Source organism: Paenibacillus wenxiniae, assembly GCF_039822605.1.
In the GTDB taxonomy this organism is placed as follows: domain Bacteria; phylum Bacillota; class Bacilli; order Paenibacillales; family Paenibacillaceae; genus Saccharibacillus; species Saccharibacillus wenxiniae.
This window is the reverse complement of sequence record NZ_JBCGUH010000014.1, coordinates 66287-84504: the sequence shown is the minus strand read 5'-3', so window position 1 is coordinate 84504 and position 18218 is coordinate 66287. Positions and strand designations below refer to the sequence as shown.

16 protein-coding genes are annotated in these 18218 nt (G+C 45.8%); 13 read left to right on the top strand and 3 right to left on the bottom strand.

From position 1 onward, the window contains the following. Window positions 1–152 precede the first annotated feature (152 nt). From AAHF22_RS19420 to AAHF22_RS19410, 3 genes are all read left to right on the top strand, one after another. Window positions 153–1268, top strand: a complete 1116-nt coding sequence (locus AAHF22_RS19420; RefSeq protein WP_347326667.1) for an aminopeptidase — start codon at window positions 153–155, stop codon at window positions 1266–1268. A gap of 213 nt (window positions 1269–1481) precedes the next feature. Beyond that, on the top strand, window positions 1482–1739 hold the full coding sequence (locus AAHF22_RS19415; RefSeq protein ID WP_188775110.1) for an HPr family phosphocarrier protein: 258 nt from the start codon (window positions 1482–1484) through the stop codon (window positions 1737–1739). A gap of 207 nt (window positions 1740–1946) precedes the next feature. Then, window positions 1947–2246, top strand: coding sequence for an Fpa/YlaN family protein (locus AAHF22_RS19410; protein ID WP_188775111.1), 300 nt, complete (start codon window positions 1947–1949; stop codon window positions 2244–2246). Between the two features lie 75 nt (window positions 2247–2321). Here AAHF22_RS19410 and AAHF22_RS19405 read toward each other — a convergent pair whose 3' ends face one another. Continuing rightward, on the bottom strand, window positions 2322–3485 hold the full coding sequence (locus tag AAHF22_RS19405) for a calcium:cation antiporter (protein WP_347326666.1): 1164 nt from the start codon (window positions 3483–3485) through the stop codon (window positions 2322–2324). Between the two features lie 336 nt (window positions 3486–3821). Between AAHF22_RS19405 and AAHF22_RS19400 the strand changes: the two genes are divergently transcribed. Beyond that, entirely contained in the window at window positions 3822–4229 is a 408-nt protein-coding gene (locus AAHF22_RS19400; RefSeq protein ID WP_347326665.1) for an Asp23/Gls24 family envelope stress response protein, read from the top strand. A 206-nt stretch (window positions 4230–4435) separates the two neighbouring features. Here AAHF22_RS19400 and ftsW read toward each other — a convergent pair whose 3' ends face one another. Continuing rightward, on the bottom strand, window positions 4436–5779 hold the full coding sequence (ftsW, locus tag AAHF22_RS19395) for a putative lipid II flippase FtsW (protein ID WP_347326664.1): 1344 nt from the start codon (window positions 5777–5779) through the stop codon (window positions 4436–4438). A 356-nt stretch (window positions 5780–6135) separates the two neighbouring features. Between ftsW and AAHF22_RS19390 the strand changes: the two genes are divergently transcribed. The 7 genes from AAHF22_RS19390 to AAHF22_RS19360 all read left to right on the top strand — a co-directional run bounded on the left by AAHF22_RS19390 (window position 6136) and on the right by AAHF22_RS19360 (window position 12027). After that, window positions 6136–7347: a M20 metallopeptidase family protein gene (locus AAHF22_RS19390; RefSeq protein ID WP_347326663.1), complete on the top strand. Its 1212-nt coding sequence runs from the start codon at window positions 6136–6138 to the stop codon at window positions 7345–7347. A gap of 167 nt (window positions 7348–7514) precedes the next feature. Further along, window positions 7515–7955: a YlbF/YmcA family competence regulator gene (locus AAHF22_RS19385; protein ID WP_347326700.1), complete on the top strand. Its 441-nt coding sequence runs from the start codon at window positions 7515–7517 to the stop codon at window positions 7953–7955. Then, window positions 7930–8256, top strand: a complete 327-nt coding sequence (locus tag AAHF22_RS19380; protein WP_347326699.1) for a YlbG family protein — start codon at window positions 7930–7932, stop codon at window positions 8254–8256. The genes AAHF22_RS19385 and AAHF22_RS19380 overlap by 26 nt, the downstream gene beginning before the upstream one ends. A 524-nt stretch (window positions 8257–8780) precedes the next feature. After that, a complete protein-coding gene (locus AAHF22_RS19375; RefSeq protein ID WP_347326662.1) occupies window positions 8781–9218 on the top strand; it encodes a hypothetical protein in 438 nt (145 codons plus the stop codon). 244 nt (window positions 9219–9462) lie between these two features. Continuing rightward, entirely contained in the window at window positions 9463–10365 is a 903-nt protein-coding gene (locus AAHF22_RS19370; protein WP_347326661.1) for a selenium metabolism-associated LysR family transcriptional regulator, read from the top strand. 183 nt (window positions 10366–10548) lie between these two features. Next, a complete protein-coding gene (locus AAHF22_RS19365; RefSeq protein WP_347326660.1) occupies window positions 10549–11418 on the top strand; it encodes a PHP domain-containing protein in 870 nt (289 codons plus the stop codon). A 162-nt stretch (window positions 11419–11580) separates the two neighbouring features. Next, window positions 11581–12027, top strand: a complete 447-nt coding sequence (locus AAHF22_RS19360) for an acetyltransferase (RefSeq protein ID WP_347326659.1) — start codon at window positions 11581–11583, stop codon at window positions 12025–12027. 941 nt (window positions 12028–12968) lie between these two features. Here the strand turns inward: AAHF22_RS19360 and AAHF22_RS19355 are convergent. After that, the gene (locus AAHF22_RS19355) at window positions 12969–14750 is read right to left on the bottom strand and encodes an Rqc2 family fibronectin-binding protein (protein ID WP_347326658.1); all 1782 of its coding nucleotides are present in this window, start codon (window positions 14748–14750) and stop codon (window positions 12969–12971) included. A gap of 165 nt (window positions 14751–14915) precedes the next feature. Between AAHF22_RS19355 and dapF the strand changes: the two genes are divergently transcribed. Then, the gene (gene dapF / locus AAHF22_RS19350) at window positions 14916–15752 is read left to right on the top strand and encodes a diaminopimelate epimerase (RefSeq protein WP_347326657.1); all 837 of its coding nucleotides are present in this window, start codon (window positions 14916–14918) and stop codon (window positions 15750–15752) included. A 567-nt stretch (window positions 15753–16319) separates the two neighbouring features. Beyond that, window positions 16320–18212, top strand: coding sequence for a bifunctional homocysteine S-methyltransferase/methylenetetrahydrofolate reductase (locus AAHF22_RS19345; protein ID WP_347326656.1), 1893 nt, complete (start codon window positions 16320–16322; stop codon window positions 18210–18212). The last annotated feature ends 6 nt before the right edge of the window (window positions 18213–18218 follow it).

Below are 18218 nucleotides of genomic sequence, written 5' to 3'. Positions count from 1 at the left end.
TGTTATAAGAGATAATGGCGGGTTTTGATGTACATAGCGACTGAATGGTTGCAGGGAATATGGCTTGAATTAAAGACATTACGTAATGAGCATGGTACACTAGTCGTTGAATAATTAACCATTGTTCAAAAATCAGGAGAGGATGAATAGGAATGCAGGACCCAAGAGTGCAAACATTAGCCAGAAATCTGGTACAATATTCGATTGACGTACAACCGGGTGAGAATGTGTTAGTTGAGATGATCGGAACGGAGCGCGATCTGTTGAACGCCGTAATCCATGAGGTTGGAGCACGTGGAGGCAATGTATTCGTACAATTGACCGATCGCAAAGTACAACGCGCAATGCTGATCAATGCAACGGAGGCAAGCCTGAAGACATGGGCAGCACTTGATCTGGAGCGTATGAAGCAAATGCAAGGCTATATCGGTATTCGTGCAGGCGAGAATATTAACGACCTGGCTGACGTACCGGATGACAAGCTGAAAATGTATAATCGTTTCTACCAGCATGTCATACATAGCGAGCAGCGTGTGAAGCATACGAAATGGGTCGTGCTTCGCTATCCAAATGCAAGCATGGCGCAGCTAGCAGGCATGAGCACCGAAGCGTTCGAAGACTTCTATTTCAACGTATGCAACCTGGATTACGCGAAAATGGATAAAGCTCAGGATGCGCTCAAAGCACTGATGGATCGTACAGACAAAGTGCGTCTCGTTGGCGACAAAACCGATCTGACATTTTCCATTAAAGACATCGGTGCCAAAAAATGCTCCGGTCATCGCAATATTCCAGATGGCGAAGTATTCAGTGCGCCGGTACGTGATTCGGTCAACGGTACGATTACGTACAATACACCAACCGTCTACAACGGCACCAGCTTTGAAAATGTAAGCTTCCGTTTTGAACATGGCAAAATTGTCGAAGCGACGAGCAATGATACGGATAAGCTGAACAGCATTCTCGATTCCGATGAAGGTGCACGCTATATCGGCGAATTTGCGATTGGCTTTAATCCGCATATTTTGCATCCGATGAAAGATATTCTGTTTGATGAGAAAATCGCAGGCAGCTTCCACTTTACACCAGGGCAAGCATACGAAGAAACCGATAACGGTAACCGGTCTTCGATTCACTGGGATCTCGTATTTATCCAGCGTCCAGAATACGGTGGCGGCGAAATTTATTTTGATGATGTGCTGATCCGTAAGGATGGACATTTTGTACTGCCTGAGCTAGAGCCGCTCAACCCGGAAAACTTGAAATAAGCTGCTTCGCAATATAATGCAATTACAAGGTTAAATATAGTGGGAAAAGGGGTTATAAGATAGATAAGGCGCCGTATTTGGTGGGCTTATCGCTTATGATCTCTTTTTCATATTGAGGCGCAAGAAAGCAGTTGCATAAGAAAGCGTATTCATTTATGATGGTAGGGAAAACTGTGTGAATAAACACTAAAGTGAAGGGTAGGAGGGGTTTCAATGGCAACTAGCAACACGAACAATGCAGCAGTGGTAGAAATTGCACAAACTGCGGGTCAGTTCACATCGTCCATCGTACTGCAATATGAAACCAAATTTATCGACGTTAAAAGTATTCTCGGGTTGTTCACGACGCTGGTCACCAATCACCAGTATGAACTTCATGTTCATGGCCCGGATGAAGAAGCAGCAAAAGAAGCGGTCGTTGCCGTTTTCGAAAAGCATGGTCTGCACGTCAAGCTAGCTGATAATGATTGATTACAAAGTGCTGTCCTTCCTCGGAGGGACAGCATTTTATATTTTACTGAAAGTGAGAACAACGATTAGAATACATAGAGCAAGTTATTATTTTAAATATAAGATAATTCAATCGGATTTGACGGCAGGTTCTTGTATTGCCTTTCAATTTCGTCTAATATTAGGAGTAGTAATGGCCGAGAGTTCTCGAACATAGGGGGGAAAAACATGACTTCATCTGATCTGCAAGAACAGTTGAATATAAAAGCATTAAATCTCCTTCAAGGAGATGCAGATAAAATTGAGAAATTGATTGAAATCCAGATGGAGAATTTGGACACGCGTTATTGTCCGCTCTATGAGGAAGTGCTGGATACACAAGTTTACGGTTTTTCCAAAGAAGTTGACTTTGCAATTCGTGCCGGTCTGGTGTCCGAGCCGGTAGGAAAGCAGCTCATTAGCAATCTGGAGCGTAATCTATCCGTACTGTATGAAGCGATGAATAATAAGACACAGGCTGCTGAATAGCAGCCCGGATCACATAGAGATGCCTGTACTCCCTGAGAGAGTACAGGCATTTTTTGTGCGTATACGATTCTATGCTTATACAAGATAAAACGATACACCGAGAATAATATACACAACGATTAGCAGTAAGCCTTCATACCAGTTGGTGGAGCCATCTTGAATAATCGACTTGGCGATAAAGACGGATACCATAATTGCAACTAGCTCCAGCGTGGTGAACACAATATCCATCGTATTGCCGAGGAAAAAGCTAACAAATACGAGCACAGGTGCTACGAATAAAGCGATTTGCAAACTGCTGCCGACGGCGATTTCAACCGAGGCGCCGATCTTATTTTTCATCGCTAGCAGAATCGCCGCGCTATGCTCTGCCGCATTACCGATAATCGCGACTACAAATGCACCGACAAACAGCTCGCTAAAGCCAAAGCTGGTAGTGAACGTTTCCAGTGTGCCCACAAGCCATTCACTGACAAAGGCCGTCATGACCGTAGCGATCAGCAGATACAAGATCGAGCGCTTTTTGGACCAGTCAGGTTGCTCTTCCTCATGGGTGTCAGCTGTACTTGTGCTCGCTGGTTGAGAGTCTGCCCCAGTCGCTACAGCGCTGTTCACTTGAGGAATACCTGCACCTGCCCCATGACCGCCTGCACTAACAGGTGTCAATTTTACATCTTCCAAATAGTGCTTATGCGTTACCATTGAGAAGATCAGCCAGGCAATGTACGCGAGGATTAATAATCCTGCAACGATCAGACTGAGCGTATTCACCTGTGGATGGGTGATCGAGTGTGTATTCAAGAACAATGCCGGTACGAACAAAGCGATAACCGCAACGATCATCAGTGATCCGTTCATATTGGCCAGTGCAACATTAAAGTTCTGCACCTTATGCTTGAGACCGCCTGCAAAAATGCTCAGACCGAGCACGAGCAGCAAGTTCCCGATAATCGAACCGGTCAAACTCGCTTTGACCATGTCGTATAAACCTTCGCGAAGCAGCATGATCGCAATGATCAGCTCCGCTGCATTACCAAACGTAGCATTCAAAAAGCCGCCCAGACGTTGTCCGGCGTAATGGGCAACACTTTCCGTTGCTCTTCCCAGAAAGCCAGCGACCAGAATAACAGCGATGGCTGAGAAGATAAACTGGAGCACCGGATTGAAGCCAGCATAATGCGCGACAGCACTCAGTACGAAAAAGATTGCAAGTAGAATGGTAGATATGTGCTTTTTCATAAAGCCACCTCACTATGTAAATTCTTAAACAATATACCCAATATACCTGTAAAAGTAAACGCAAGTGAGCAAGCATCACAAAGTGACAAAATATTAATTTTGAATATCCGCGTCAGATGCAATAAAATAGAGGTGTACGAATTACGTGATTTGAACCGGCGTAGCCGCGGTATGTATGCTCACTGTGAAATAAGCTGGATTGTATACTGTATGGATTAGCTTATAGTAACGGTCAACTAACCTATCGGAACGAAGCTTTATGTGTACTGTTCTATGAGGGGGAGTAGGTATTCATGCCTTATTGCTTGAAGGGTTCAAGTCCAAAGGAGGATGGACATGACCGAGTCATTACAATTGGATATGGGCACAATCAAGATTGCCGATGACGTCGTAGCAAAGGTGGCGGGCATGGCCGCACTGGAAACACCGGGAATCGCTGCAATGTCAGGCGGTTTATCGGAAGGTTTTGCCAAGCGTCTGAGCGGAAAAAATGTACAAAAGGGCGTAACAGTAGAAGTGGGACAGCTGGAGGCAGCGATCGATCTTCGTATTATTGTGTTATATGAAACACCGATTCATGAAGTATGCCGTATGCTTCAGCAAAATGTTCGCGAAGCTGTAGAGACGCTGACTGGCTTGAAGGTCGTTGAAGTGAACGTGAAGGTGGAAGGCGTGGCCTTCAAGGATGAGCTGATGGATACCGATAAGAACCGAAGCTCCAACCACCCGTTTAAAGTAATGTGATCAGCTGATCATGCATGCACATACATGGATAGACAACAAAAAGGAACGACGGGCGCAAACCTTGTCGTTCCTTTTTGTTATTTGGCTATAAAGCCCGTTCTCACCTATACAGACTCTAATTTTGAATTGGATCAATGTAGTAAAATCGATTCAGCAGGATCGATTTTACTGAATGGATCGATTACGCAGCTTCTCTATGCCGGGTATTATTTCATACGCATTGAAATCGATTGTCGACGTGTGGCGCTCGTGCTGCCCTTTTCTTGCTGCTCTGCCAGCGCGCGATGCGTTTCACGGGAGATACTAAGCATAATACCCATACTGAGCATCATCACGACTAGCGATGTACCCCCATAACTAATAAACGGCAACGGTACACCGGTTAGTGGAATCGTATTCGTTACCCCGCCGATATTAATAAACGCCTGTATAGCGAACATGCCCATAATACCGACACCGACCAGCGTACCGAAAATATCTGGACAGCGGATCGCAATCCATATGCCTCGGACGATAAAGTAAGCATAAGCGAGTAAAAATAGCGTCGTGCCCACAAAGCCAAATTCTTCACCGATCACGGAGAAAATAAAATCATTATACGGGTTAGGCAAATAGTGCAGCTTCTGAATACTCTGTCCAAAACCTGAACCGCTAAAGCCACCCTGTCCGATCGCTGTTAACGATTGAATCATATTGTAACCTGCGCCCTTTTCATCGGCAAATGGATTGATAAATGTCTCAATCCGGCCCATCCGGTAGTTTGAATCGCCTTTCTCACTGCTATCATGACTGAACAGCGAGTTCACCCCGAACACGAGCGCTGCCCCAAGTACAAGTAAAGCGACCGAAGCAAATATATGCTTTACACTGGCGCCACCTGCGTAAATGATCAGGCCTGCGGTTGCGACCAGAATCATACAGGAACCGAGATCGGGCTGAAGCATGATCAGACCGGCGACAAGCCCGACAATGAGCATGACTGGAATATAACCGGTACGCAGATCGCGAAGTCGTTCGCCTTTTTTGGCAATTAATGCGGACAAGTATAAAATGACAGCTAGTTTGGCAAACTCAGCTGGCTGAATCGATGCGCCTGCCGGAAGCTGAATCCAGCTTCGTGCACCGTTAATTTTGCCACCGATAATTAATACGGCTACAAGCAATAGGAGCGTCCCCATAAAAAAGGGAGCAAACCATTTTTTGTACTTACTGTAATGCGCCTTCATCGCAAAAAACATGGCGATGAATCCAACGATGGCAAACACAATATGCCGTTTTGTGAAATACATCGAATCATAATTGAATTTTTCACTCGTAAATGTAAGGCTTGAGCTAGCACTGAATACCATTAAGATGCCAAAGCCGACAAGTATGAATGTGAGTACGAGCAATTGAAAATCGGGCGCACCCTGCTTCACAATTTTACGATTAGGTTCCGACGGTTTCGGAATATTGCGCACATTGCTAGTACGTTTATTACCGCCGCTGCGGTACCGATTGGCAAGACTTTGAGTGCCTGGACCGGATGCGGGTTGTCTAATTTTGTTCATGATGTATCTCCAGTAACGGAACGGATATGTACAAAAGTGACAGAACACGATGACCGTATGAAAGGGTAAAGGTCATGTACAAATCCTCCTTGTTTTAAGATGCCTGCAAAATTATGTTAAGTTCATTTTTTCATGATATTACGTTTTGAGCATAGGTGCAAGCTCTGACGGGGCTTTCAACTGTAAATGAGTCTCTATAAATCGAAGAAAATGGGGAATGTAAAAGATGATTTTACAAACTACTGCTTTTCCGTCAAAATAATGCCTAAAGAGTTATTTAACCCGTTGCTGAGCGATGAATCAGTGCGATCAAAAGCAAAACAGACAAACCGGAAGATAAAGGGAGGAACCGTCAGATGGGGGACTACAATTGGAACGCCCTGTTTCCGGAAATGGTACAGTGGAGGCGGCATTTGCATATGCATCCTGAGCTGTCCTATGAGGAACATGGGACGATGAGTTTTGTCGCGGAAAAGTTACGTTCATTTGGGATAGAAGTACGTGAACAAGTGGGAGATACCGGCTTGATTGGTGTGATCCGTGGGACAAAGCCCGGTAAGACGGTAGCATTGCGAGCCGATATGGATGCACTGCCGATTCAAGATGAGAAGCAATGTGAATATGCATCACAGGTCCCTGGGGTGATGCATGCATGTGGGCATGATGGACATATGGCTGGATTGCTGGCGGTTGCGCGTTATTTTAGTGAGCGCCAGGATCAGCTGCAAGGCGAGATTCGCTTCATTTTCCAGCCGGCTGAGGAAGTATGTCCAGGCGGAGCACTGAAAATGATTGAGGCTGGCGCGCTTGAAGGTGTAGATGTGATCTACGGTGTTCATCTGTGGACGCCGTTTCCATCCGGTCAGCTTGCCAGTGCACCAGGGCCGCTTATGGCTTCAACCGATGAATTTTTTATCGATATTAAAGGTAAGGGCGGACATGGCGGTATGCCTCATATGGCGGTGGATAGCCTGTTAATTGGCGCTCAGCTCGTTGTACAGCTACAATCGATCGTCAGCCGCAATGTGAACCCGTTACAGCCTGCTGTATTGACGGTAGGTACGTTTAATAGTGGAAGTGCGCAAAACATTATCGCTGAAACGAGCCGGATTACAGGTACAGTGCGTACTTTCGACGACGAGACACGTATGCTGATCAAGCGCCGGATTTATGAGGTGAGTCAGCAATTATGTGCATTGAATGATGCAGAAGCTTCTATTGAATATATGATGGGCTATCCGACGCTAGTAAACCATGCGGGTGAGACGGAGCGCTTTTTCCGAGTTGGCCGTTCTGTATTTGGTGAATCGCATGTGGTGCAAACGCCGCCCATGATGCCAGCAGAGGATTTTGCCTATTATGTCCAGCGGATTCCAGGTTGCTTTATTTTTGTTGGGGCAGGTAATGAATCGACAGGTGCAACATATCCGCATCATCATGCACGCTTTGATATTGATGAGTCGTCCATGCTGAATGCGGCTCGTATGCTGGCGGCGTTAGCAGAGGATTATCTGGCTGAAGCGGCTACTGAAACGGAAGGCGTTATCAATGAACATCACGTGTCATAGGTAGACGATCGTTGACAGTGCTGGCTAACCTGCTGATGGCAGAATCAATCACATGAGGTACCCGTTTTTTGGAAAGGGGCTTCTAATCTGTTCTTTTCTTATGCTATGATGATAGGGACAGTTGCAACACATACTGTCTATTATTATAGAGGAATGGGATGAACTTCATGAGCGCTACCGAGACGAGAACGGTTGATATGGCCGAAGTTTTATTATCCGCCTATGATCTAGGCGATATGATCAACAATTCTATCGAAGTCGCTAATTATTTATATTGGAAAGAACGGATGCAGCAGCATCCAGACGTCCAGCGTTTGATCATTAAGTTGAACAGCAAGAAGGAGCTATTCGAGGAAACTCAGCGTTTTGGGCATTTCCACCCGAACTATCATGCTGCACGCGAAGAAGTGGAAGCGGTTCAGGAGGAGATGCAGCAGATCGAGGCTGTGCGCCGTTTTACCGAAGCGGAGAACAATCTGGATCGAATGCTGTACGAGATGTCGGAGACGATTGCACATTCTGTTTCCCAGACGATCAAAGTTCCAAGTAATGATCCTTTACCAAAAGGAGGCGGATGTGGCAGTGGAGGCTCATGTGGATGCGGATAATCATCCGCTAAAAGAAGAAGTAACGAAAGAAGAAGCAAAATTTCCAGAACGTATCGGTTATATTATCTGGGTTAGCGATATCAAAGCTGCACGTAATTTAGAAAAATACGGCTGTGTACACTATATTTCACGCCGTATGCATTATGTCGTGATGTATGTGAATGCAGATCGAGAACAAGATATCGTGAAAAATATGTCCCGTCTCTCCTATGTACGCAAAGTGGAGCGTTCCTATCGAAACGAGATCAAAACCGAGTACAGCAAAAAGGTACCCGACCCAACACAGTTTTTTGGTATATAAACGAGCGACAGGTATGATGCCAGATGGATAGCACAACAGGACGGCTGTTTGAGCAGTGTCCTTTCGTTTAGCAGTCATTCTCTCGAAGATGCAGGCAGCATTCGAACACACGAAGTCGCAGCCTGCCGCTCTGGAGAAGGTTAACAAGTCAGCGGCCACCCGGCCGCTTTTTTGTATATAAGGCGTAAACGGTTTCATTTCCAATCGTTGTCTTTTGTGTAAAAAGGGAGTAAATGTAATTAATTTGAAAAATATATAAGTGATATTTTTAACTTTTTGTAGATATGGGTTAAAAGATAGTAGGAAAGTGTCGATATAATGCTTAGTGGGACTCAAGTACTGATTTAGTAGTCAATTAAATGAATAAGTAACTTTGGAATGCAAATGATAAGCTAGGTTGCAAAGTCGGCAGACTATACAGCGCCATATCGCCCCTCTGTATAGGTCTTGAGGTGCATAACGCATAGGTATAAAGGGGAAATTACTTACATGAAAGACCTGTGAAGATGGGGAGTGAATAATTAATGAGAGACAAAATCATGGAGCGCTGGAGCACATATGAACCTTTCCATGTTGTACTTGGAGAAAAGAAAGTAGCAGACATCGTAATTACGAACCATGCCATCAGTCGTTACAATGATCGCATCGCTAAAGGTCAGACCCCGATTGAGGATATCGCTGGATTCATGTGGGAAAGTTTAAAGCAAAATCGCATCGTATCGTACTACCGTAAGGAAGAGGACGTATACTTAATTGACGAAGATATCGTTGTCGTTGCTGAATTTGCTGAACTGCCTGGCGAATATGATCTGACGGGCAATCCGCTCCACAAGATGATCGTCGTTACCTTTCTCGGAAAAATGTCCGAGACGATCGAGTTGCGTGATCTGAAGTCTTATTATTCATGGTTAAGACACTCCCGTCGTATGACACTAATCAAAAATAGCCGTAAACGTAGATAGACACTTCCAATAACACGGACGTGAATCAATAATTGTCATATAAGCAAAAAAATGGTTGTTGTTGCACCATAAAATGTATAGCAAACTACTTTGCATCTATAAGCCTATTATAGATCAATGATATAGGGTTTATCTGGAAAAGAGTCTGCACGGGCAGGCTCTTTTTGTTATGCCTGGATTCGTCGTTTTGCGGGTTTATGTAAATCGGTTACAATGGAAGATAGGATCAAGGAGGGAAGCGGAAGTGGCGTTTAACTTTCATCAATTGCATATTTTTTATACGGTAGCTGAGCGCGGCAGCTTCTCGGCAGCAGCTCAAGCGCTTCATATGACACAGCCTGCGGTGACGATGCAGGTGCAGTCGCTGGAGGAACACTTTGGTACTCGGTTGTTTAACCGGACGACCAAGCGGATTCAACTATCGGAAGCAGGACATGCGCTAATGCCCTTTGCCCGACGCGGAATCGATCTGATGCGGGAAACGGATGCAGCGATGTCGCGTTTTACGGATGATCTGGCCGGGCGTTTAGTATTAGGGGCAAGCAATACGATTGGCGAATATGTATTGCCACGTCTGCTCGTACCATTAGGTCAGCGCTATCCCGATATGAAAGTTGTATTGAAAATTATGAATACGACGCAGATTTTGGATGAAATTAGTCGGAATCAGCTTGATTTTGGCTTGATTGAGGCACCTGTAGAGCATCCTGATATGACGATTACGCCTGTTATGCAGGATGAACTGAAACTCATCGTACCCGCCCAGCATCCGCTGGCAACGCAGGAGCAGGTCACATTGGATGATGTGTTGGAGCATTCATTTGTATTACGTGAAAAAGGCTCTGGTACGCGTCAGGTGATGGAGGAGGAACTCATTCGCCATCATGTCGAGCTGTCACGTATTCGTACTGTGATGGAGCTGGGCAGTACAGGGGCAGTAAAATCAGCGGTGGAAGCAGGTTTAGGGATTACGGTGTTGTCGCCATCTTCTGTAAAGCATGAAGTTGCACTTGGACTGCTCAAAGTGCTGACCATTGAAGGCATGTCCTTTCCGCGCCAATTTTATTCGATTCAGTTAAAATCGACATTGTTGCGGATGCCGGCTACGGCGTTTTTGCAATTTTTACAGGAGCATTCGCTTGATTGAATCGATGAATTTAAGAGTAATGATACGCATACTGTCGATGCGACGAGTATTCGATACATTACAACGAATAAGAGCAACAAAACGACGAATATAGGCAATAGAGGAAATAGAAGCAATGCAAAGGAGCTTTGTTTATTTGGATTTTTTATTCAGATCCAGTCATAAGGAAAGGAAGTGTATAAAATGGACAATCAACATCAGGTGCAGCTGGCATTTGCTGATCTCCATACGCATACACAGGCGTCGGATGGCATGAACACACCTGCTGACAATGTGAAGCTGGCTGCTGAAGCAGGTCTTGGTGCAATTGCGATTACCGATCATGATACTGTCGCAGGTGTCGCCGAAGCGATAGCCGCTGCGGAGCAGCATGGGATTATCGTCGTTCCAGGTGTGGAAATTAGTACGATGGAGGACGGTAAAGACATTCATATTCTCGGTTATTATCTCGATACAACGGATACGATGTTGCTGCAACGGCTCGAAGGCTTGCGTCGTATTCGCGATGAACGTAATGAGCTGATTTTGGAGAAACTACGTGAACTTGGCTTGCACATTACGATGGATGATGTAATCGCTCAATTGGGACGAGAATTGTTACCGGATGAGAGTATCGGGCGTCCTCATATGGCCGATACGCTGGTGGCGAAAGGCTATGTTAGCGATATGCGTGAAGCATTTGATAAGTATTTGGCGCAGGGCGCTGCTGCCTATGTATCGCCGCCACGCATTACTCCGATGGAAGCGACAGCATGGATTTTGGAAGCAGGCGGCGTGCCGGTGATGGCACATCCGGGCTTGTACGGGGATGACGATCTGGTCGCACGTATTTTCGATCGTAGCAGATTGGCAGGCATCGAAGTGTATCATTCCGACCACTCTCCAGAGGATGAGCAACGCTACTTGAAGCTAGCTGAACAGCGAAGTCTGATCGTTACCGGTGGCTCTGATTATCACGGTGAACGTCAGGGCAAGGTATTTCATGGCCCTCTAGGCGGACGCAAGGTTCCAGTTGCGGTAATCCAGCAGCTTCGCGATGCAGCAAGCAAGTGAACTAGGAGCAACACTAATAATGAGGGCTAACTAAGCCCTCTACATAAGCTGCATCGGATCAAGCTGATGCGAGACACTAAAGCCCCATGCCTTCTCAATGAGTATTATTTTGCAACCAGCAACCAGCAGATATAAAACAGCACAGCAAAGGAGTAGACTACTATGCGCATACGCAATTCCAATACATCCGATATGGAGCGTGCAATCGACATTTGGCGCGATGCGGTCGACGCAACACATCATTTCCTCACACCCGAGCACCGTAGCGAAATAGAACACGAAGTCCAAAGCTTTCTGCCGAATGCCCCACTCTGGTTAGCCGTCGACGAATCCGATCAAGCACTCGGCTTCATGCTACTTGATGGCCACCATATCGAAGCCCTATTTATCGATCCCGCCCATCACGGAAAAGGCATCGGAAAAGCCTTAATCGAACATGCCATCCATTTACAAGGCAATATCTCGACAGACGTCAATGAACAAAACACACAAGCCGTCGGCTTCTACCAACGCCTCGGCTTCAAAGTAACAGGCACGTCCCCCCAGGATAGCCAGGGACGCCCATACCCACTTATCCACCTGCATCGCGCCAAAGACTTACCGCTATAATTAGCTAGTCCAAGCTATCCGGTGTAAAGCTGATTTGATTAACATCAATCTATACAAATAGACAACTAGAGTCGAGGCATGACATCATGCACATGAGAATATCTAAAATCGATATAGCAAAGTAAAACTAGAGCTGAAACTAGAACGGAAAATGAAGCTACAAACAGTGCTTCTTAGTATCCTTACTTGCTGCACTCACATTCAATGGGCGATAGTAAATAGTAGCTCATTCATCTATATTAGTTTGTACATGTATAACTTATGTATCATATTGCGAATCGTGTAATCACGAAAAATCTAACCCTATCATAAGCATACTTATTAAAAAATGAGCATATTCATTAAAAAAGCTTCTTCGTTGGCAGCATTATTGCGCTAACGAAGAAGCTTTTGTTGTTAATTGAATAGCTGACTGAGACATGAATATTGTGCTGTACGCGAGCATTTGAAATATGACTGATTATGTGCTTAAACGCTCATTTGATCTTTTTTACTCATTTTGATCTTTTTTAAAGGAAAGATGGTTTCAATCGAATATAAAATGAATAGCTATAGTTCAGGTAGTACATAGATAGTAGCATAAACAACAGGTATTGGTAGTTTGAATTTAGGTGTTAAAAAAGGGACATCTAAGCACAGAACGTAGGGAAGGAAATAAGGGGAAAGGACGACTTTGGAGGGGCGGGAATCTACAATTAACTCCTAATCCAGTAGATTCCCGCGGCTCCACCTGAGTCCGTCCCCTTATTCCTTCCCGGAGTGGTCAAGCCCATTACAGTCAAACAAATTCTTTAATCGATATTCACGGCGATCACGCTATACAGTGATACAGCTATAACAAGCTTAAATCTACGTCCACAATAGCTTCAAACCATTCATAACACTCACACCATGAATTTCATACTTAAGCACCCAATCAAAGGCCCCCATCATCTCCACGATTAAACTTTGATCGTACTTTCAAGCCCTTTTACCACTTCTTCATCCGGTGTAATAAATAATGTCGTTTGATGATCATAAATAACAAATCCCGGTTTTGCGCCATTAGGCTTGTGCACATGGCGAATCAACGTATAATCAACGGGCACGCTACTGGATGCTTTAGCCTGGCTGAAATAAGCTGCCAGTTGCGCCGCTTCCGCCAGTGTAGCGTCGCCAAACTCTGTGCTACGGATGACGACGTGCGAGCCAGGAATATCTTTCGTATGCAGCCATGTATCATTGTTGCTGGCCATACGATTTGTAATGTATTCATTTTGCAAATTGTTTTTGCCTACATACATCTCGATACCTTCGCTGGAAGTATACACATGCAAGGTTGGGCGATTATCTTTTTTCTTCTTTTTCGCTTTTTTGTTACGATTACGTACATAGCCTTGCTCGGCTAGTTCTTCGCGAATTTCATCGATGTCCTGTAATGCGGCGCTGTTCAGCTGTTGCAGCAAGGAATCCAGATAGGCGATTTCCTCATGCGTTTTGATCAACTGTTCATCAATGACGGCAAGACTGTTTTTATACTTGTTATATCGCTTGAAATAACGCTGTGCATTATCGGAAGGTGAGAGCTGAGGATCAAGCTGAATCTTGATCGGACGCTGTTCTTCATCATAAAAGTTGATCAGTTCAACCTGACGATCTCCTTTGCTAATCTGGTGTAGAGAAGCGAATAGCAATTCACCTTGAATACGATATTTCTCCGCATCGCCAGCTTCAAGCTGATCTTGACGCAGCTTATCGAGCTTTTTAATGTTTTTGCTGCGTTCATTTTGCAGGAAGCGAAGCAGGTCGCTCGTTTTTTGCTTAACGGTATCGCGCTCTGCTTTTTCGCCATAATACGCTTCCATACATTCGCTAATCGAGCCGTATGACTTTTGCTCGTCCGTAAGACTGGTTAGCGGCACAGCGGAAAATACGATTTTGCCTTTGGCATTCAGTCCGCTCATCGGTGCAAATGCGCCATTACGTACCTGTTCCATCAACTCGGAAAAAGGATGCCACAGCATATCCGCAGTCCATTCTTTATCCGTATGTTCCGCATCCGTAGCATGGCTGTCAGTAGCTTCCATTTCCTGCTGAGCTGTTGCACGATAGACAATCTCGTCAGCGATCAATGGGCTAATCCCGGTAAAGGTTTGCACGATCCAGCGTGACGGTGTGTCTTCGTTCGTAGTAAATGCTGCGTTAAATTGCTCCGCAGTCGTTTCCAGCGGATTAAGTTTGTGTTGCTGCGGAGGTTCTTGATATTGAAAGCCCGGCATAATGACACGATAGCTACTAATCGCTGGTGTCACATGATGAATACCGTCCAAAATGTTGCCGCTTGCTGGATCGACAATAATGATATTGCTATGTCTCCCCATCAGCTCAATGATGATGCGCTTAAACGATACATCGCCTAGCTCGTCACGCTGACGAATATTCATATGGATAATACGCTCCATGCCGACCTGTTCGATCGCTTCGATAATGCCGCTTTCACAATGCTTTCGCATCAGCATACAAAACATAGGCGCTTCCTGTGGATTCATAAACGATTGCTCGGTAAATTGCACCCGTGGATACGTCGGGTTTGCGCTTAACAGCAATTTACGGTTATCGCGCTGTGCGCGTATTTGAAATACGATATCGTTCTCGGTAGGTTGATGAATTTTATTAATACGCGATCCTACAAGAATCTGAAGCTCCTGTACAATCGCACGGGTTACAATGCCATCCAGTGCCATATTTATAATTCTCCTATTCCTCTAGTTATCGGAAAGCAGGCTTCGATGTTGCTTGCCCACCCTTTCTATGATGCCACAAACCATTCGCAATTGACAGCTATCTCATGCTATGCTTACCCCATAACGTGCATTTTAACGAGTATATAGAGCAGGGAGAGAGCCAACATGGAATTTACAAAAATGAACGGACTCGGTAACGACTTTATCGTCGTTTATGGTGAGCCTTCGTTGCCAGCGAATGCAGCAGAGCTGGCGATTCGCTACTGCAACCGCTATTTTGGAATCGGTGCAGATGGCTTAGTTTACATATTACCGTCAGCACGTGCTGATGTGATGATGCGCATTATGAATTCAGATGGATCTGAAGCAGAACAGTGCGGCAATGCAGTGCGCTGTGTTGCCAAATACGTATATGATCGCCAGATTGTAGCACAGACCGAAATTCGGATTGAAACGATCGGCGCAGGTGTACAAACCGTGACCATTCAAGCCGAAGATGGTAAAGCACAAACGGTACGTGTCGATATGGGCGAGCCGATTCTGGAAGGTGAACGTATTCCGGTTGCCATCGCTAACAATCCTGTGCTAAATGCACCGATTGAAGCGGACGGACAGGCATTTGAATTTACCGCAGTCTCGATGGGCAATCCACACTGCGTCATTTATGTGGATGATGCCGTATCATTCGATCTGCACAAATGGGGACCCCTACTGGAAAAGCATGAGCTATTTCCACGCAAAACGAATGTGGAATTTACAACCGTTCGCAGCCGTGACCGCATCGATATGCGCGTATGGGAACGCGGAGCCGGTCCAACTCTCGCCTGCGGCACTGGAGCATGCGCCACACTCGTCGCATCCGTACTTAATGGCTATAGCGACCGTAATGCGTACGTATCGCTTAAAGGCGGCGACCTGTATATTGAATGGGATGAAGCGACAAATCGTGTATACATGACCGGGCCTGCTGAAATGGTATATACCGGGCAGACGATGGATTGAACCAGCTGCAAGATGTACTTTGAAAGCTTTTTAAATCATTGATACTTACCGTATTTTTGACTGTAAGTAGCTGTATATAGGATTCGTCAATTGCAGACTGGGATCGATTTAAATAGATCAATCTATTAAAGAACAATATGCTGAAGTGGAATATGTGTTTGAGTTCTTAATGGGATGCAAACAACACGGAACGGAGGCAAAGAAATAAGGGAAAAAGACGACTTACAGTGTTAGTGGTTTTCTAACACGGAGTTCAATAAAAAGGGATTTTTGCGCAGCAAAATATCTTACTGCTTTGGAGGGGCGGGAATCTTCATTTCCATCTCATCCGAAAGATTCCCGCAGTTCCACCGGAGTCCGTTCCCTTATTCCTTGCCGGAGTGGTTGTAGCACCACAAGCGTTTGAGTTATTAGGCATCATCCCACCCACGATTACACAGATTTCAGCTTTAATAACCTCTGATTAACAAGCAGTTATACCTTTTAGCTATATCAGTCGATTTTGCCTTTAATTGCCTGCAATTTATGTTACATTAAGCGTACATTATGACAGCGAGGTGTACGTGTATGAAGCTGGATTTGCGGACAAGATGGACAGAAGGCGTCATCGTAGGCGATGGTGCAATGGGAACCTATTTATACCAGCTCGGGTTTCCGGTTGGCATTTCAAATGAAGAACTGAATCTGCTCAATCCGCAGATCATTGAAGATATTCACCGTCAGTACGTTAATGCCGGTGCAGAATTGATTGAAACGAATACATTTTCGGCAAACTATGAGCGTCTTGCCAAATTTGGTCTTGAGCATAAGGTGGAGGAAATTAATCGTGCAGGTGTGCGGATTGCGCGTAAAGCGGCTGGCGATCAAGCCTATGTGGTTGGCTCGGTCGGGGCGATTCGTGAGGGCAAACGTTCGAACACACCCCTGCAAAATTTGCGTAAATATTTTAAGCAGCAAGTGCATGCGATTCTCGACGAAGGCGTAGACGGCATTTTGCTGGAAACGTTTTTTGAAATGGAAGAATTGGCGCTTGCGTTGCGTCAGGTGCGTAAAATGACCGATATTCCGATTATGTGCCAGCTGACCGTAGAGGATTCGGTACGCACGCAAGACGGTTATGATTTGCCGGATGCGTTTGCGATTCTAGCCGAGGCAGGTGCAGATATGGTCGGCTTGAATTGCCGTGTCGGTCCGAATGGTATTATGCGTGCGCTGGAATATGTACGGGGTAAAGTTGCCCTGCCATTGTCTGTGTATCCAGATGCTGGTGTGGCGAGCTATATTGACGGGGAATATCGTTATAAGGCGAAACCGTCGTATTTTGGTCAAAGTTCGGTGCGACTGGCAGAGCTGGGGGCACGGGTTGTAGGTGGTTGCTGCGGTACCACGCCGAAGCATATCGCGGCGATTGCGCGTGCGCTGGAAGACTACAGTGCGCCGGCACTTGATTTTTCCAATGTACAAGTGCCTTCACCACAGGTGAGCATTACGATGGAAAAAGATATTTTACACGGCTGGGATTCGATCGGCGAGGAAGCGCCGCCGACGATTGTTGATCTGGTGAATGAGCGTCCAACCGTTATCGTGGAACTGGACCCGCCGCGTGATCTGGATATTAGCAATTTTATGACCGGTGCCGAAGCGCTAAAAAAAGCAGGTGCTGATGCGGTGACGATGGCGGACAATTCGCTTGCCGTTACCCGTATGAGCAATATGGCGCTTGCGCATCTGGTGCAGCGTGAATATGGATTGCGTGCGCTTGTGCACATTACGTGCCGCGATCGCAATATGATTGGCAGTCAATCGCATATGATGGGGCTAAATGCGCTTGGCATCGACCATGTGCTTGCCGTTACCGGCGATCCGTCCAAATTCGGCGATCTGCCGGGTGCTAGCTCGGTATATGATATGACTTCATTTGATATGATTCGTATGATCAAGCAGCTGAACGAAGGGGTTGCGTTTTCCGGGAAGACGCTTAAGCACCGCGCGCGTTTTGTCGTCGGTTCGGCGCTGAACCCAAATGTGAAGCATCTGGATAAAGCGGTGCAGCGTCTGGAAAAGAAAATCGCGGCTGGAGCGGATTATGTGATGACGCAGCCGGTATATGACCCGAATTTGATTGCGAATATTCGCGAGGCGACGCGTCATTTGACGGTGCCTGTGTTTATTGGTATTATGCCGCTTGCAAGCGGACGTAATGCGGAATATTTGCACAATGAAGTGCCTGGTATTCAGTTACCGGATCATATTCGTGGACGGATGTCCGGATTAGAAGGTGAGGAAGGGCGCCAGATGGGCGTCTTGATCGCCGAGGAATTGATCGATGTGGCGCTGGAGCATTTTAACGGAATTTATATTATGACGCCGTTCATGCTATATGACATGAGCGCTCGTCTGACCGAATACGTATGGGCAAAAGCAAAGCAACGTCCAAACCCCTTGTTTCAAGGCAAATAATCAATT